Raw genomic sequence first — 13,635 nt, 5'->3', positions numbered from 1 at the left:
CCGGTCCGCCGCCCTGTGCCGATCGCCTCGAGCGTCGGCCGGGCGACCGCCCCGGGCGCCTGCACGAACGTCGCCCGGGTCAGCCGCCCCGATCACGGGCCTGACCACCGGCCGGGCGAGGACGGGTCGGTAGCCGGCGAGGGGGCGTCCGGGTCGTCCCGGGTTGCATCCCGGGGCGAGCCGGACGGGTTGCTACCGGCTCGTCCTCGGTGGCCTCAACGGAGTGCTGCATCGGGGGTATCGCGCTCCACCCAGGCCATGTCGGGGTAGCGGTCGCCCGCGGGCTCCAGCGCGTCGAGGCGGGTGAGGTCGGCCGGGGTGAGGGCGACGTCGAGCGCGCCGACGTTCTCCTCCAGGTACCGGACGCGCTTCGTGCCCGGGATCGGGGCGACGTCGTCGCCCTGCGCCAGCAGCCACGCGAGCGCGACCTGCCCGGGCGTGCCGCCGTGAGCCGCGGCGATCTCCCGGACGGCCTCGACCGTTGCGAGGTTGCGCTCGAGGTTCTCGCGCTGGAACCGCGGCAGGCTGCGGCGGAAGTCGTCGTCGGCGAACTCGGTGGGCAGCGTGCCGGTCAGCAGGCCGCGCCCGAGCGGGCTGTAGGGCACGAGGCCGATGCCGAGCTCCCGGCACGCCGGGAGGACGGCCCGCTCGATGTCGCGGCTGAACACCGACCACTCCGACTGCACGGCGGCGATCGGGTGGACGGCCGCGGCCCGGCGGATCGTCTCGGCGGAGCTCTCGGAGAGCCCGATGTGCCGCACCTTCCCGGCCGCGACGAGCTCGGCCATCGCGCCGACGGTCTCCTCGATCGGCACCTCGGGGTCGGGCCGGTGCAGGTAGTACAGGTCGATGTGGTCCACGCCGAGCCGGCGCAGCGACGCGTCGCAGGCGCGGCGCGCGTACGCCGGGCTCCCGTCGACGCCGCTCGGGTAGCCGTCGTCGCCGGTCAGGATGCCGAACTTGGTGGCGAGGGTGACCTCGTCCCGCCGGTCGGCGAGCACGGTGGCGAGCAGCTCCTCGTTGGCCCCGCCGCCGTACATGTCGGCGGTGTCGAGGAACGTGACACCGAGGTCGATGGCCCGGTGCAGGGTTGCGGTCGCCTCACCGGGGTCGGCCGAGCCGTACGCGAAGCTCATGCCCATGCAGCCGAGGCCGAGCGCGCTCACGGAGAGGGGACCGAGGGCACGGGTGGGTAGGGACACAGGTGTCTCCTGAGGTGAGGGGGAAGTGGAACGGACGAGCGGTGGGCTATGGCTGCGCGTGCCCGCCGTAGGCGGCGATCTTGAACTCGATCGTCTCGAGGGCGAACGTGAGCTCCTGGATCTGCGCCCGGACCGCCTCGCGGTGCGCGAGCATCATCTGCAGCCGCTCCGGCACGGTGGCCTCTCCCTCGGCGACGAGGGCGATGTAGCCCTGCAGATCGCGGATCGACATCCCCGTCATCCGCAGCCGGTTGAGGAACACCACGCGGGCGTAGTCGCCTGCGGTGTAAACCCGGTATCCCGCCGCGTCGCGGGCGACCGACAGCAGCCCGATCCGCTCGTAGTACCGCAACGTGTGGGCGGACACCCCGGTGCGCTCGGCCATCTCCGCGATGGTCAGCGTGTCGTCCGGGGCGGGTACCGCGGCGTCCTGCCTCTTCAGGCGGTCCAGTGCGGCGTCCACCGATGCGGTCATGTCCACGACGTTAGGCCTTCGAGCGCGCTCGAAGGCAAGCACGGGACGCTGGGCTACCAGGCGATCGGGAGGTGGTGCACGCCATAGATGTTCGACTCGGTGCGCAGCGGCACGTCCGCGGGGTCGCAGTCGAGCCGCAGCGTCGGGAAGCCGGTGAGCAGCGCGGGGAACGCCACCCGCATCTCCACGCGGGCCAGCTGCTGGCCGAGGCACTGGTGGATGCCGTGGCCGAGGGTCAGGTGGCCGGTGGCGCGCCGGCGCAGGTCGAGGGTGTCGGGGTCCGGGTACTGCGCGGGGTCCCGGTTGGCGGCCTGCATCGACAGCGTCACGGTCTCGCCCGCCCGGATCAGCTGCCCCTCCACCTCGACGTCCTCGAGAGCGGCCCGGATGCCGGTGTGGGTGATGGTCAGGAAGCGCAGCAGCTCCTCCACGGCCGTGTCGATGGCCTCCGCTCCGCTCCGGCGGGCTTGCGGGCCCTCGAGGCGTCGTCCTGCTCCTCCGGTGCTCAGTCGCTCGTTCCTCGCTCCCTGCGCGCCTCCCCCGCAGGACGACGCCGGCCCGCAAGCGCCGATGACCGCGGGGTCCGTGCGCAGCGCGGTGAGCTGGTCGGGGTGGCGCAGCAGCGCGAACGTGCCGAGGCCGAGCATGTTCGCCGTCGTGTCGAGGCCGGCCCCGAGCAGGAAGGCGCCGGTGCCGGCGAGCTCGTCGTCGGTGAGGTCGCTCTCGGTCAGCGCGCTGAGGATGTCGTCGCCGGGGTCGGCGCGTTTGGCCCGCACCAGGCCGAGCAGGTACTCGTGGAGCGCGGTCCAGGCAGCGGCCATCGCCTCGGGCCCGCTCATGGCGGTCAGCGTGTGGACGTGGCGCTGGAACGTGTCGCGGTCGGCGTACGGCACGCCGAGCAGCTCGCAGATCACCAGCGCGGGGACGGGCGCCGCGAAGGCGGTCACGAGGTCGACCGGCGGGCCCTGCTGCTCCATCGCGTCCAGCTGTGCTGCGGTGATCTCCTCCACGCGCTCGCTGAGCGCGCGCATGCGGCGCACCGTGAAGTAGCCGACGAGCAGGCGCCGCAGACGGGTGTGCTCGGGAGGGTCGATCCCGGTGAGGTCGCCCAGCGGGGCGGGCGGCAGCTCGGGCGGCGCGCCCTCCATCGGCAGGTGCACCAGCTCGTAGCGGCTGCTGAAGCGGCGGTCGCCGAGGATCGTGCGCACGGCCTGGTAGCCGGTGGCCAGCCAGCCGTCGTGTCCGTCGGGGTAGGTCATCCGGACCAGCGGGTGCCGTTCGCGGATCCCGGCCAGCTCGGTGGGTGGGTCGAAGGGGCGGTCCGGGTGGCGGAGGGTCGGGAGCGTCGTGACGCGCATGTTCGGGTTCCGTTTCAGATGTGGTTGTAGCGGCGGATCGCCCAGAGGTAGCTGCCGGCGACGATCGCGGCGCTCCAGGCGAGAGCCGCGATGGCGGCGCCGCCGACCGGGGTGCCCATGAGCAGGCCGCGCACGGTCTCGATCACCGGCGTGAACGGCTGGTGCTCGGCGAACCAACGCAGCGCGGGCGGCATGGAGTCGGTGGGCACGAACCCGCTGCCGAGGAAGGGCAGCAGCATGAGCGGCATGGGCGTGTTGCTCGCGGTCTCGACGCTGCGCGCGCTCATCCCGAGCGCGACGCCGAGCCAGATCAGCGCGAAGGCGAACGCGGCGATCGTCCCGAGGGCGGCCAGCCACCCGCCCACGCCTGCGGCCGGGCGGAAGCCCACCAGGACCGCGACGACGGCGACCACGCCGACCGAGAGCATCGTCTGCAGCATGCTGCCCAGCACGTGCCCCGTGAGCACGGACGGCCGGAAGATCGCCATGGTGCGGAAGCGGGCGACGATGCCCTCTGTCATGTCCATCGCCACCGCGACGGAGGTGCCGCTGACCGCGGTGCCCACGGTCATCAGCAGGATCCCGGGGGCGACGTAGGTGGCGTAGTCGCCGCGGTCGCCACCGAGCCCGGCGCCCAGAGTGCCGCCGAGGACGTACACGAACAGCAGCAGGAAGACCACCGGCATCCCGGCGAGCATCAGCGTCAGCGACGGGTAGCGCTGCACGTGCCGCAGCTGCCGGCGGAGCATCGTGGCGCAGTCGCGCAGGGCGAGGGTCGCTGTCGTGGTCGTGGTCATCGCGACGCCTCCGCCGGGGCCGGTCGCCCGGTGAGGGCGAGGAATACGTCGTCCAGGTCGGGGGTGTGCACGGTCAGCCGGTCGGCGGTGACGCCGAGGCGGTCCAGCTGGCAGAGCAGGTCGCGGATCTCGTGGGTGCTGCCGCCGCTGGCCACCTGAAGCGCGAGCGCGGTGTCGTCCCGGACGGCCCCGCCGAGCACGTGGGCGGCCGCCTCGTACGCGGCCGCGTCCGGGAAGGTCAGGCGGACGTGCCCGCCGGGCACGAGGCTCTTGAGCTCGTCGGCCGTGCCGGCGGCGACGATGCGGCCGTGGTCGAGCACCGCGATGCGGTCGGCGAGCTGGTCGGCCTCCTCCAGGTACTGGGTGGTGAGCAGGACGGTGACCCCGGTGGCTGCGAGCTCGCGGATCAGCTCCCAGAGCGCGCGCCGGGTGCGGGGGTCGAGCCCGGTGGTCGGTTCGTCGAGGAAGAGCACGGCGGGGTGGCCGACGAGACCCATCGCCAGGTCGAGGCGCCTGCGCATGCCGCCCGAGTAGGTGGCGGCGGGCCTGCGGGCGGCCTCCAGCAGGTCGAAGCGTTCGAGCAGGTCGCGGGCCCGGCGCCGGCCGTCCGCAAGGTCCAGGTGGTGCAGGTCGGCCATCAGGAGGAGGTTCTCCTCGCCGGTGAGCAGGCCGTCCACGGCGGAGAACTGGCCGGTCACGCCGATGGCGGCGCGCACGGCGTCGGGCTCGCGGGCGGGGTCGTGGCCTGCCACGCGCACGCTCCCGCCGTCGGCGGGGACCAGCGTCGAGAGGATGTTGACGATCGTGGTCTTGCCGGCACCGTTCGGCCCCAGCAGGGCGAAGATCGAGCCGGTCGCGATGTCGAGGTCGATGCCGTCGAACACGACCTTCGATCCGTACGCCTTGCGCAGCCCGCGCACGGTGACGGCCGGTGGGACGGACATCCCGGGTCTCCTCATCTGGCCGTGCGGGGTTCGGGGCGCCGGATGACGATGTCGCCGTAGGAGGTGCGGGTGCTGACGGTGGCGACCTCGTCGGACTCGTCCGGGCCTTCGGCCGCTTCGAGGGTGTTGCGGATCCGGCCGAACTTCGTCTGCACGTCCAGCCGCGCGGCCGTACCGGGGCGGATGCCGAGCTCGACGTGGCCGTTGGCGGTCTTGAGCGAGATGTCGCCGCGCACGATCTCGTCGATGCGGATGTCGCCGTTCGAGGTGGCGGCCGTGATCGCGGCCAGCGCCGTGTCGATCGTGATGTCCCCGTTCGCGGACCGGCAGGTGAGCTCGCCCTCGACGCGGCCGACCTGGGTGACACCGTTCAGGTTCTTGATCGTCGTGGTGCCGCCGGTCTCGTCGATGCGCACGGCGCCAGCGGACTTGATCTCGGCGGTCCCGCCGATCCGGCGCGCGGTCACGCGGCCGTTCGTCGCCAGCTTCGCGGGGCCGGTGCCCTCGACGGTGAGGTCGCCCATCGAGGTGGCGAAGTCACAGCGTCCGAGCTCGCCCGTGGTGTGCAGGTCGGCGATCCACGCCTCGCCGTGCAGGGCGGAGCCCGTGGGGAGCTCGATCTCGATGTCGAGGCTGCCGGCCGAGCGGGACGGGCCGAGCACGCGCCACGGCTGCGGAGCGTGGATCTCCAGGCGGCCGTCGGCGAACTCGGTGCGGGTCTGCTCCGCCAGCTGGACGTCCTTGGCGTTGGACGGGTCGCGCGGTCCGACCGTGACGACGGTGTCGGTGCGCTCGCTCGCCCGCAGCCGGACGTCGGCGAGCGTGAGCGTGAGCGTGACCGTGATCGGTTCCGGGGTGGCGAACGTGGGCATGGCAAAGCCTTCCTTCGTCGATTCGTGGGATGCCGGCCCGGAGAACGGGCCGGAGTTGCCGGAGAACGGCCGGGTCAGCGGACCCAGCCGGTGAGGCTCTGACTCCCGCGCCCGGTGCTGCCGGCGGCGGGCTGGGTGGTGCCCCGGGTGTGGGGTGTGAGCGCCGCCGTGGCCGCGCGGACCAGCCACGCGTTCACCGACAGGCGCTCGCGGCCCGCGGCCTCCTCGACCCGGGCCTTGAGCGTGTCGGGCAGGCGCAGGTTGATCCGGGTCATCGCGCCCTCGTCGAGATCGGGCGTGACGCCGCCGGCGCCACCCCCCAGCGCGCCGGCGGCGTCGTGGTCGGAGGCCGGGGATGCGTCGTCGGCCGGGGGTGGGGTGACGGCGAAGCCGGGTTCCCGCCCGCGCAGCCGCATCTCGACGGATCCGGGTGCCAGCTCCCGGGTGATCTCGTCGGCCGCCTCGGACAGGGCGTCGAGCAGCACGAGCCGGACGGCGGACTCCAGGGGAGCGGTGAGCCGTTCGGCGAGCGTCCTGGCATCCTCGCCACCCGCTGCGGCGGCGATCCCGAGCTCGTAGCGCAGGCGCTCGACATGCGGCGTCAGATCCATGGGTGCCACAATGGCACCAGCGTGGTGCCAAGTCAAGTTGCGCGTGATGCCGCGGGTGGTGCCGGGGCAGACTCGGACCGTGTTGATCGGGCTGCTCGGTGCCGTGGAGGCGCGGCGGGATGGTGCCGCCGTCCCGCTGGGCGGCCTGCGCGTGCGCGGGCTGCTGGCACGGCTCGCCCTCGACGCCGGGCATCCGGTCGCGGTGTCCACGCTCGTCGACGACCTGTGGGGCGAGGAGCCGCCGGGTAGCGCCGCCAACGCCCTGCAGGCGCTGGTGTCCCGGCTGCGCCGCGCCGTCGGGGCGGACCTGGTCGCCACCGTGGGCGGGGGCTATCGCCTCGCCGTGGCGGTGGACGCGGTCGACGCTGCGCGGTTCGGCGAGCTGGCGACCACCGCGAGCGGGGCGGGCGACCCGCGCTCGGCCCACGCGCTGCTCGGGCAGGCGCTCGGGCTCTGGCGTGGCCCGGCCCTCGCCGACGTGCGGGAGCTGCCGTTCGCGGAGCCCGCTGCGCACCGGCTGGCCGAGCGGCGGGCGGCGGCGGTGGAGGAGCGGGCGCGGTTGGCGCTGCTGCTCGGCGAGCCGGCGGCGGAGATCGACGCGCTCACCGCCCAGCTCGACGCCGCACCCCTGCGCGAGACGACCGCCGCCCTGCTCGCCCGCGTGCTGCACGCGGCAGGCCGCCAGGCCGACGCGCTCGCGGTGCTCGACCGCACCCGCCGCCGCCTCGTCGAGGACCTGGGCGTCGACCCGGGCGCGGAGCTGGAGGAGGCCCGGCTCGCCGTGCTGCGCGGTGCCGCGGCCCCGGTGCGCAGGCCGGTTCCGGCACCGGTTCCGGCGCTGACCAGCTTCGTGGGCCGCGAGCGGGACGTGGAGCGGGTCCGCGAGCTGCTCGCCACCGTCCGGCTCGGCACGCTCATCGGGCCCGGCGGCGCGGGCAAGACCCGGCTGGCCCGGGAGGCGGTCGTGGGGGCGGGCGAGTTCCGGCTGGCCGAGCTCGCCGCGCTGACCGACGCCCACCAGCTCCCCGCCGCGGTGCTCTCCGCCGTCGGGGAGCCGGAGCTCGTGGTCCGCTCCGGTGAGGCACCCGAGCCCGACACGACCGCACGGCTCGTCGCGGCCCTCACCGGGCGCCGCGTGGTGCTGGTGCTGGACAACTGCGAGCACCTGGTCGAGGCGGTCGCCACCCTCGTCGAGTCGCTGCTGCAGGCCTGCCCCGGGCTGCGGGTGCTGGCCACGAGCCGGGAACCGCTCGGCATCGCGGGCGAGGTGCTGCACCCCGTCGACGCGCTGGCCCCGGACGACGCGATGCGCCTGTTCGCCGACCGCGGCGCCGCCGTCAGTCCCGGGTTCGCGCTCGGCCCCGAGGTGGCGCCCGCCGTCGCCGAGATCTGCCGCAGGCTCGACGGCCAGCCGCTGCCGATCGAGCTGGCCGCGGCGCGGCTGCGGACGCTGACCCCGGCCGAGATCGCAGCGCGCCTCGACGACCGGTTCCGCCTGCTCACGTCAGGCGTCCGCACCGCCCTTCCGCGACACCAGACCCTGCGGGCGGTGGTGGACTGGAGCTGGGACCTGCTCACTGAGCCGGAGCGGGCGGTGGCCCGCCGGCTCGCGGCGTTTGCGGGTGGCGCCACGGCCGAGGCGGCGGAGCGGGTCTGCGCGGGCCCGCCCGTGGCCGGGGACGTGTTCGAGCTGCTCGCGTCGCTGGTCGACAAGTCGATCGTGGTCGCGGTGCAGCAGCCCGACGGCGCGCCCACCCGCTACCGGATGCTGGAGACGATCCGCGAGTACGCCGCCGAGCGCCTCGACGAGGCGGGGGAGCGGGCGGCCGCCGAGGCGGCGCACCTCGCCGTGCTGCTCGAGCTCGTCGAGGCCGCCGAGCCGCACCTGCGCCGCGCCGACCAGCTGCCGTGGCTCGCCCGGCTGCGGGCCGAGGCGGAGGAGATCGACGTCGCGCTGCGCCGCGCCGTGGCAGCGGGGGACGCGGCGGGTGCGCACCGGCTGGTGGCCGGCATGGCGTGGTCGTGGATCATCCGCGGCCTGTTCGGCGACGCCACGCGCTGGCTCGGTGCCGTGCTGGCGATGGACGGGCCTGCGCCGGCCGCGGCGCGGGCGGTCAACTGGGCCTACGAGGCGCTCCAGCGCGCGGGCAGGCGCGACATCGGCGGGGAGCTCGACGCGGTCACGGCCGAGTTGGCGCTGGTCGAGGAGCTGCCGCCCCCGCTGCACCCGACGCTCCAGCTGGCGGGGCCGATCCACACGCTCTTCGTCGGCTCCGACGACCGGCCCATCCGGCGGTTGGCGGTCGAGACGGAGGATCCGTGGGTGCGCGGGTTCGCGCTCAGCGCGCTCTCCCTCGTCGCCGAGAACAACGGCGAGCTCGACGAGCAGCGTGAGCTGCTGCGCGCCGCCCACGAGGCGTTCCGGGCCACCGGCGACCGCTTCGGTCTCGGCATCGTGGTGCACTCGCTCGGCGAGGTGGAGGACATCGCGGGCCACTACGACGCGGCCGAGCAGGCGTACGAGGAGTCCATCGCGCTCGCCACGGAGCTGGGCAACGACGACGACCTACCGCAGTTCCTGGCACGCCGCGGGCTGCTGGCCGCACGGCGGGGCGATCTCGAAGCCGCGCGCACCTGCCTCCACGAGGCGCTGGCCCTCCGCGGGGCAGGCGACGACTCCGCCTTGCGGATCTGGCTCGCCCACGTCGAGCGGATGGCCGGGAACCTCGACGAGGCCCGGCGCCACCTGGCCGTCGCCCGCCCGGCCGATGGACCGGACCGGCCCCAATGGCGGACGACCCTGATCGCCGCGAAAGCCGCCGTCGAACTGGCGGCAGGCGATCGGGCCGCAGCCAGGGCCCACCTCGCGAGCGCGGCGAAGGCGGCCGCCGACACGGCCGACGGGCCGGTGGCCGCCGCGGTCGCCGAGGTGGCTGCTGCGCTCGCGCTGGACGAGGGCGACCCGCGGACGGCCGCCCTGATGCTCGGCGTCGCCACGAGCCAGCGCGGGGCGACCGACGTCGGCAACCCGGAGGTGCTCGCCGCGCACGACCGCGTGCGGGCCGCGCTCGGTGGGGCGGCGGACGATGCGGTGCGCAGCGGCCGGGAGCTGCCCCGGGACGAGGGCCTCGCCGCCCTCGTCGCGTACGCCTGCGGCCCGGCCGGTCAGGTCCGGCGCTGGTAGAGGGCCACCGCGAGCGGCGCGAAGATCGCGATGAGCACGCCGGACGCCAGCAGCGCCGCCGTCGCGTGCCCTGCAACGGGCCCGCCCGTGAACAGCCCGCGCACGGCGTCGGACAGCTTCGACACCGGATTGAGGTCGACGAAGCCGCGCAGCCAGGACGGCATCGTCGCGGCGGGGACGAACACGTTGCTGCCGAAGGTGATCGGCAGCATGATCAGCGCGCTGAGCCCCTGCACGGACCGGGGCTGCCGGACCACCATCGCGAGCGCGGTGAACACCCAGCAGAGCCCGAACGCGAACACGGTCACGAGGCCGAGCCCGGCCAGCACCGCGAGCGGGTTCGTGCTGAAGCGGAACCCGAGGAGCAGACCGAGCCCGAGCATGATCACCCCGGACGTCAGGTACCGGACGAGGTCGGCCGCGATCGCGCCGAGGAGCGGCGCCGACCGGGCGATCGGCAGGCTGCGGAACCGGTCGAAGATCCCGGTGCTGAGGTCGTCGGCGAGCGCCACCCCCGTCCCGGCGGAGGCGAACACGAACGTCTGCACGAGCACACCGGGCAGCGCGAACTGCAGGTACGTGCTGGTGTCGCCGGCGATCGCGCCGCCGAAGACGTAGACGAACAGCAGCAGGAAGACCACCGGCTGCAGGGTGACGTCCAGCAGCGCCTCCGGCGAGTTGATCGTCTTGACGATGCCGCGCCAGGCGAGCGTGGCGCCGTGTTGCAGTGCTGATCGACGCAGCGCCGACGATGCGCGGGGCGCGGTCGGAAGCGGGGGTGGGTTGGCGGCCGCGCTCGTACGCGTGGCCTCCGGGGTCGTGGCGGTCATGCGGCCTCCTGTTCGGGGTCGGTCTCCGGGCCGGCCGCGGCGTGGCCGGTGAGGGTCAGGAAGACGTCGTCGAGGCTCGGTAGCCGGAGCCCGAGCTCGGCGATCGGGATCCAGCTCTCGTCGAGCTGCGCGCCGAGCCGGTGCAGCAACGCGGTGCCGGCACCGGGCAGGACGAGCTCGCCCGCCGGGTCGACGATCGGCTCGATGTCCCGTGCGGACTCGGCGGCGAGTGCGGCGACGCGGGGGAGGTCCTCGCGGTGCAGCGGCCGCACGTGCAGCCGCTGGCCACCTACCTCGGCCTTCAGCGTGGCCGGCGTGCCCGCGGCGATCACCCGCCCTCGGTCGAGCACGACGAGGTCGTCGGCGAGCTGGTCGGCCTCCTCGAGGTACTGGGTGGTGAGCAGCACCGTGACGCCGTCGGCGACGAGCGCGCGCACCGCGTCCCACACCTCGCCGCGGTGCCGGGGGTCGAGCCCGGTGGTCGGCTCGTCCAGGAACAGCACGTCCGGGCGGCCGACGAGGCTGACCGCGAGGTCGAGCCTGCGCCGCATGCCGCCCGAGTAGGTGCGGACGCGGCGGCCCGCCGCCTCGGTGAGGCCGAACCGCTCGATCAGCTCCGCGGCCCGGGCCCGCGCGGCGGCCCGCGGGATGTCCAGCAGGCGGGCGACGAGCACGAGGTTGGCGGTGCCGGACAGGGCGTCGTCGACGGCGGCGTACTGGCCGGTGACCCCGATCATCCTGCGGACGGCCGGGGCGTCCCGCACGACGTCGTGGCCGAGGATGCGGGCGCGCCCGCCGTCGGGGCGCAGGAGGGTGGTGAGGACGCGCACCGACGTGGTCTTGCCCGAGCCGTTCGGGCCGAGCAGGCCGAGCACGGTGCCGCGCCGGGCGGCGAAGTCGACGCCGGCGAGCGCCGTCGTCTCCTTGAACCTCTTGACCAGGCCATCGGCCTGGATGACATAGTCCATGCCACGAGGCTGCGGGGCGGCGCTGACAGTGCGCCGACATCCCGCTGACAGGGGCCGGGGCACGCGGGTCAGCGGCAGCCCTGGTACCCTCCGGAATGCGACCACCCTGTCGCGCGTTGTGCTGCGCGTCAGGGCGACAAAAGCGGAGCCCCGCTCCCACCCGCCACCGCCGAGGTGTCCGGGTCCGGTCCGCCGGCGAGCCGTACGGTTCGCCGGCTCGACCATCGGGTCTTCGCTCCGTCGCACCCACGACGTCGATACGAGGAGACCCCATCAGCACAGAGACGCGCATCAACGACCGCATCCGCGTTCCCGAGGTCCGCCTGGTCGGACCCAACGGGGAGCAGGTCGGCATCGTGCGCATCGAGGACGCCCTGCGGCTGGCGCAGGAGGCCGAGCTCGACCTCGTCGAGGTCGCCGCCCAAGCCCGCCCGCCCGTCTGCAAGCTCATGGACTACGGCAAGTTCAAGTACGAGAGCGCGCAGAAGGCCAGGGAGTCCCGCCGCAACCAGCAGCTCACCACGATCAAGGAGCAGAAGCTCCGACCGAAGATCGACACCCACGACTACGAGACCAAGAAGCGCAACGTCGTGCGCTTCCTCGAGGGTGGCAACAAGGTCAAGGTCACGATCATGTTCCGCGGCCGCGAGCAGTCCCGCCCCGAGCTGGGCTTCCGGCTGCTGCAGCGCCTCGCAGAGGACGTGGCGGAGTTGGGTACGGTCGAGGCCGCACCCAAGCAGGACGGGCGGAACATGACGATGGTGATCGCTCCGAACAAGAAGCCGGCACCTCGCCCGCGCGCCACCACTCCCGCCGCGGAGTCGGCAGACGCGACGCAGGGCTGACGGCTCCACGGAACGCCCAGTACGACAAGCTCGACGTCCCTGCCCCAGGGGGCGTCACCGGTGAACGGAACTGTCATGCCCAAGAACAAGACGCACAGCGGGATCGCCAAGCGGGTCAAGGTCACCGGCCGGGGCAAGCTGCTGCGCCAGCAGGCCGGCCTGCGGCACCGCCTCGAGGTCAAGTCGAGCAAGGAGACGCGCGACCTGTCCGGTGTCGTGCCGGTGAGCAAGGCCGACGTCAAGCGCGTCAAGAAGCTGCTCGGCCGCTGACGCTTCCGACCTCCCCTCCCGCCTGACCGGCGCGCGGCCACCCCGCCGCCGGCCCGACACGAAGGAACACCCTCATGGCACGCGTGAAGCGCGCGGTCAACGCTCAGAAGAAGCGTCGCACCACCCTCGAGCTGGCCAGCGGCTACCGCGGGCAGCGGTCGCGCCTGTACCGCAAGGCGAAGGAGCAGATGCTCCACTCGCTCAACTACGCCTACCGCGACCGGCGCGCCAAGAAGGGCGACTTCCGGCAGCTGTGGATCACCCGCATCAACGCTGCCGCCCGCGCCAACGGCATGACCTACAACCGCTTCATCCAGGGCATCAAGGCCGCGGGTGTCGAGGTCGACCGCAAGATCCTGTCGGAGATCGCCATCAGCGACCCGGCCGCGTTCACCGCGCTCGTCGAGCTCGCCCGCGCCAACGTCCCCGCCCAGGACGGGAGCGCCGCCTGATCGCAGTTCAGGCCGAACCGCCCGGCACCGAACGCACCCCGCGTGTGGTCGCAGCCCGCAAGCTGCTGCGCCGCGCGGGCCGCGATCGGGCCGGGCGGTTCCTCGTGGAGGGGGCGCAGGCGGTCCGCGAGGCCGTCCGGTACGCGCAGGTCCGCGAGCTGTTCGTCACGGACGGGGCCGCCGATCGGCACTCCGACCTGGTCGACGCCGCCGCCGGCGCAGGCGCGCGGATCAGCCTCGTCACCGACAAGGCCGCGGCGTCGCTGTCGGACACCGTCACCCCACAGGGCCTGGTGGCCGTCTGCGACCTGCTCGACGTGCCCGTCGCCGCGGCCCTCGGCGAGCGGCCGTCCCTCGTGGCGGTGTGCGCCGGCATCACCGACCCGGGCAACGCGGGCACCGTGATCCGGGTGGCCGACGCCGCCGGCGCCGACTCCGTGCTGCTCGCGGGCGACTCCGTCGACCCGCACAACGGGAAGGCGGTGCGAGCCTCCACCGGGAGCGTCTTCCACCTGCCCCTCGCCCGCGAGCGCGACGCCATCGCGGTGCTGGACGCGTGCGCGGCCGCCGGGCTCGCGCTGCTCGCCGCCGACGCGGCGGGCGAGCTGGACCTGCACGAACCCGCTGCGCTGCCGGTGCTCGCCGGGCCCGTGGCCTGGATTTTCGGCGAGGAGGCGCACGGTGTGCCCGCCGACCTCGCGGCGCGGGCCGACCACCGCGTCCGCATCCCCATCCACGGCCGCGCGGAGAGCCTCAACCTGGCCACCGCGGCCGCCGTCTGCCTCTACGCGAGTGCCGCGGCACGTCGCCGTTAGGATCGCTGCACC

14 protein-coding genes are annotated in these 13,635 nt (G+C 74.2%); 5 read left to right on the top strand and 9 right to left on the bottom strand.

What is annotated here, in order from left to right:
• Nucleotides 1-215: 215 nt before the first annotated feature.
• The 7 genes from FB388_RS21660 to FB388_RS21630 form a co-directional block, all read right to left on the bottom strand.
• Nucleotides 216-1,202, bottom strand: coding sequence for an aldo/keto reductase (locus FB388_RS21660; RefSeq protein ID WP_281290448.1), 987 nt, complete (start codon nucleotides 1,200-1,202; stop codon nucleotides 216-218).
• 46 nt (nucleotides 1,203-1,248) lie between these two features.
• Nucleotides 1,249-1,677, bottom strand: a complete 429-nt coding sequence (locus tag FB388_RS21655; protein WP_142104044.1) for a MerR family transcriptional regulator — start codon at nucleotides 1,675-1,677, stop codon at nucleotides 1,249-1,251.
• A gap of 53 nt (nucleotides 1,678-1,730) precedes the next feature.
• The gene (locus FB388_RS21650; protein WP_142104043.1) at nucleotides 1,731-3,035 is read right to left on the bottom strand and encodes a cytochrome P450; all 1,305 of its coding nucleotides are present in this window, start codon (nucleotides 3,033-3,035) and stop codon (nucleotides 1,731-1,733) included.
• Between the two features lie 14 nt (nucleotides 3,036-3,049).
• Nucleotides 3,050-3,832: an ABC transporter permease gene (locus tag FB388_RS21645; protein WP_142104042.1), complete on the bottom strand. Its 783-nt coding sequence runs from the start codon at nucleotides 3,830-3,832 to the stop codon at nucleotides 3,050-3,052.
• Nucleotides 3,829-4,776 carry an ATP-binding cassette domain-containing protein gene (locus FB388_RS21640; RefSeq protein WP_211362154.1) on the bottom strand — a complete coding sequence of 316 codons (948 nt, stop codon included), beginning with the start codon at nucleotides 4,774-4,776 and terminating at the stop codon, nucleotides 3,829-3,831. The genes FB388_RS21645 and FB388_RS21640 overlap by 4 nt, the downstream gene beginning before the upstream one ends.
• Before the next feature lie 11 nt (nucleotides 4,777-4,787).
• The gene (locus FB388_RS21635; RefSeq protein WP_142104040.1) at nucleotides 4,788-5,648 is read right to left on the bottom strand and encodes a DUF4097 family beta strand repeat-containing protein; all 861 of its coding nucleotides are present in this window, start codon (nucleotides 5,646-5,648) and stop codon (nucleotides 4,788-4,790) included.
• 74 nt (nucleotides 5,649-5,722) lie between these two features.
• Nucleotides 5,723-6,259: a hypothetical protein gene (locus tag FB388_RS21630; RefSeq protein ID WP_142104039.1), complete on the bottom strand. Its 537-nt coding sequence runs from the start codon at nucleotides 6,257-6,259 to the stop codon at nucleotides 5,723-5,725.
• A 79-nt stretch (nucleotides 6,260-6,338) separates the two neighbouring features.
• Here FB388_RS21630 and FB388_RS21625 point away from each other — a divergent pair, with 79 nt between their 5' ends.
• The gene (locus FB388_RS21625) at nucleotides 6,339-9,443 is read left to right on the top strand and encodes an AfsR/SARP family transcriptional regulator (RefSeq protein ID WP_170225776.1); all 3,105 of its coding nucleotides are present in this window, start codon (nucleotides 6,339-6,341) and stop codon (nucleotides 9,441-9,443) included.
• On the opposite strand, the gene FB388_RS21620 is transcribed toward FB388_RS21625, so the two are convergent.
• Both FB388_RS21620 and FB388_RS21615 read right to left on the bottom strand, forming a co-directional pair.
• The gene (locus FB388_RS21620) at nucleotides 9,425-10,273 is read right to left on the bottom strand and encodes an ABC transporter permease (RefSeq protein WP_142104037.1); all 849 of its coding nucleotides are present in this window, start codon (nucleotides 10,271-10,273) and stop codon (nucleotides 9,425-9,427) included. The genes FB388_RS21625 and FB388_RS21620 overlap by 19 nt on opposite strands.
• Nucleotides 10,270-11,241 carry an ATP-binding cassette domain-containing protein gene (locus FB388_RS21615; protein ID WP_142104036.1) on the bottom strand — a complete coding sequence of 324 codons (972 nt, stop codon included), beginning with the start codon at nucleotides 11,239-11,241 and terminating at the stop codon, nucleotides 10,270-10,272. The genes FB388_RS21620 and FB388_RS21615 overlap by 4 nt, the downstream gene beginning before the upstream one ends.
• A gap of 257 nt (nucleotides 11,242-11,498) precedes the next feature.
• Between FB388_RS21615 and infC the strand changes: the two genes are divergently transcribed.
• The 4 genes from infC (at nucleotide 11,499) to FB388_RS21595 (ending at nucleotide 13,623) form a co-directional block, all read left to right on the top strand.
• On the top strand, nucleotides 11,499-12,086 hold the full coding sequence (infC, locus tag FB388_RS21610; RefSeq protein WP_142106183.1) for a translation initiation factor IF-3: 588 nt from the start codon (nucleotides 11,499-11,501) through the stop codon (nucleotides 12,084-12,086).
• A 75-nt stretch (nucleotides 12,087-12,161) separates the two neighbouring features.
• Nucleotides 12,162-12,356: a 50S ribosomal protein L35 gene (gene rpmI, locus FB388_RS21605; protein WP_142104035.1), complete on the top strand. Its 195-nt coding sequence runs from the start codon at nucleotides 12,162-12,164 to the stop codon at nucleotides 12,354-12,356.
• Between the two features lie 74 nt (nucleotides 12,357-12,430).
• Nucleotides 12,431-12,808, top strand: a complete 378-nt coding sequence (rplT, locus tag FB388_RS21600; protein WP_142104034.1) for a 50S ribosomal protein L20 — start codon at nucleotides 12,431-12,433, stop codon at nucleotides 12,806-12,808.
• Nucleotides 12,809-12,852: 44 nt separating this feature from the next.
• On the top strand, nucleotides 12,853-13,623 hold the full coding sequence (locus tag FB388_RS21595; RefSeq protein WP_246122269.1) for a TrmH family RNA methyltransferase: 771 nt from the start codon (nucleotides 12,853-12,855) through the stop codon (nucleotides 13,621-13,623).
• The last annotated feature ends 12 nt before the right edge of the window (nucleotides 13,624-13,635 follow it).

Source organism: Pseudonocardia cypriaca, assembly GCF_006717045.1.
Taxonomy (GTDB): Bacteria; Actinomycetota; Actinomycetes; order Mycobacteriales; family Pseudonocardiaceae; genus Pseudonocardia; species Pseudonocardia cypriaca.
Note: the sequence above shows the minus strand (reverse complement) of the source record. Positions and strands in the feature narration are given on the sequence as shown.

Excerpts from the sequence above, each read along its gene's own strand:
- FB388_RS21655 (WP_142104044.1), bottom strand. The coding sequence starts at position 1,677 with ATGACCGCATCGGTGGACGCCGCACTGGACCGCCTGAAGAGGCAGGAC.
- FB388_RS21650 (WP_142104043.1), bottom strand. The coding sequence starts at position 3,035 with ATGCGCGTCACGACGCTCCCGACCCTCCGCCACCCGGACCGCCCCTTC.
- FB388_RS21645 (WP_142104042.1), bottom strand. The coding sequence starts at position 3,832 with ATGACCACGACCACGACAGCGACCCTCGCCCTGCGCGACTGCGCCACG.
- FB388_RS21640 (WP_211362154.1), bottom strand. The coding sequence starts at position 4,776 with ATGTCCGTCCCACCGGCCGTCACCGTGCGCGGGCTGCGCAAGGCGTAC.
- FB388_RS21635 (WP_142104040.1), bottom strand. The coding sequence starts at position 5,648 with ATGCCCACGTTCGCCACCCCGGAACCGATCACGGTCACGCTCACGCTC.
- FB388_RS21630 (WP_142104039.1), bottom strand. The coding sequence starts at position 6,259 with ATGGATCTGACGCCGCATGTCGAGCGCCTGCGCTACGAGCTCGGGATC.
- FB388_RS21620 (WP_142104037.1), bottom strand. The coding sequence starts at position 10,273 with ATGACCGCCACGACCCCGGAGGCCACGCGTACGAGCGCGGCCGCCAAC.
- FB388_RS21615 (WP_142104036.1), bottom strand. The coding sequence starts at position 11,241 with ATGGACTATGTCATCCAGGCCGATGGCCTGGTCAAGAGGTTCAAGGAG.
- rpmI (WP_142104035.1), top strand. The coding sequence starts at position 12,162 with ATGCCCAAGAACAAGACGCACAGCGGGATCGCCAAGCGGGTCAAGGTC.
- rplT (WP_142104034.1), top strand. The coding sequence starts at position 12,431 with ATGGCACGCGTGAAGCGCGCGGTCAACGCTCAGAAGAAGCGTCGCACC.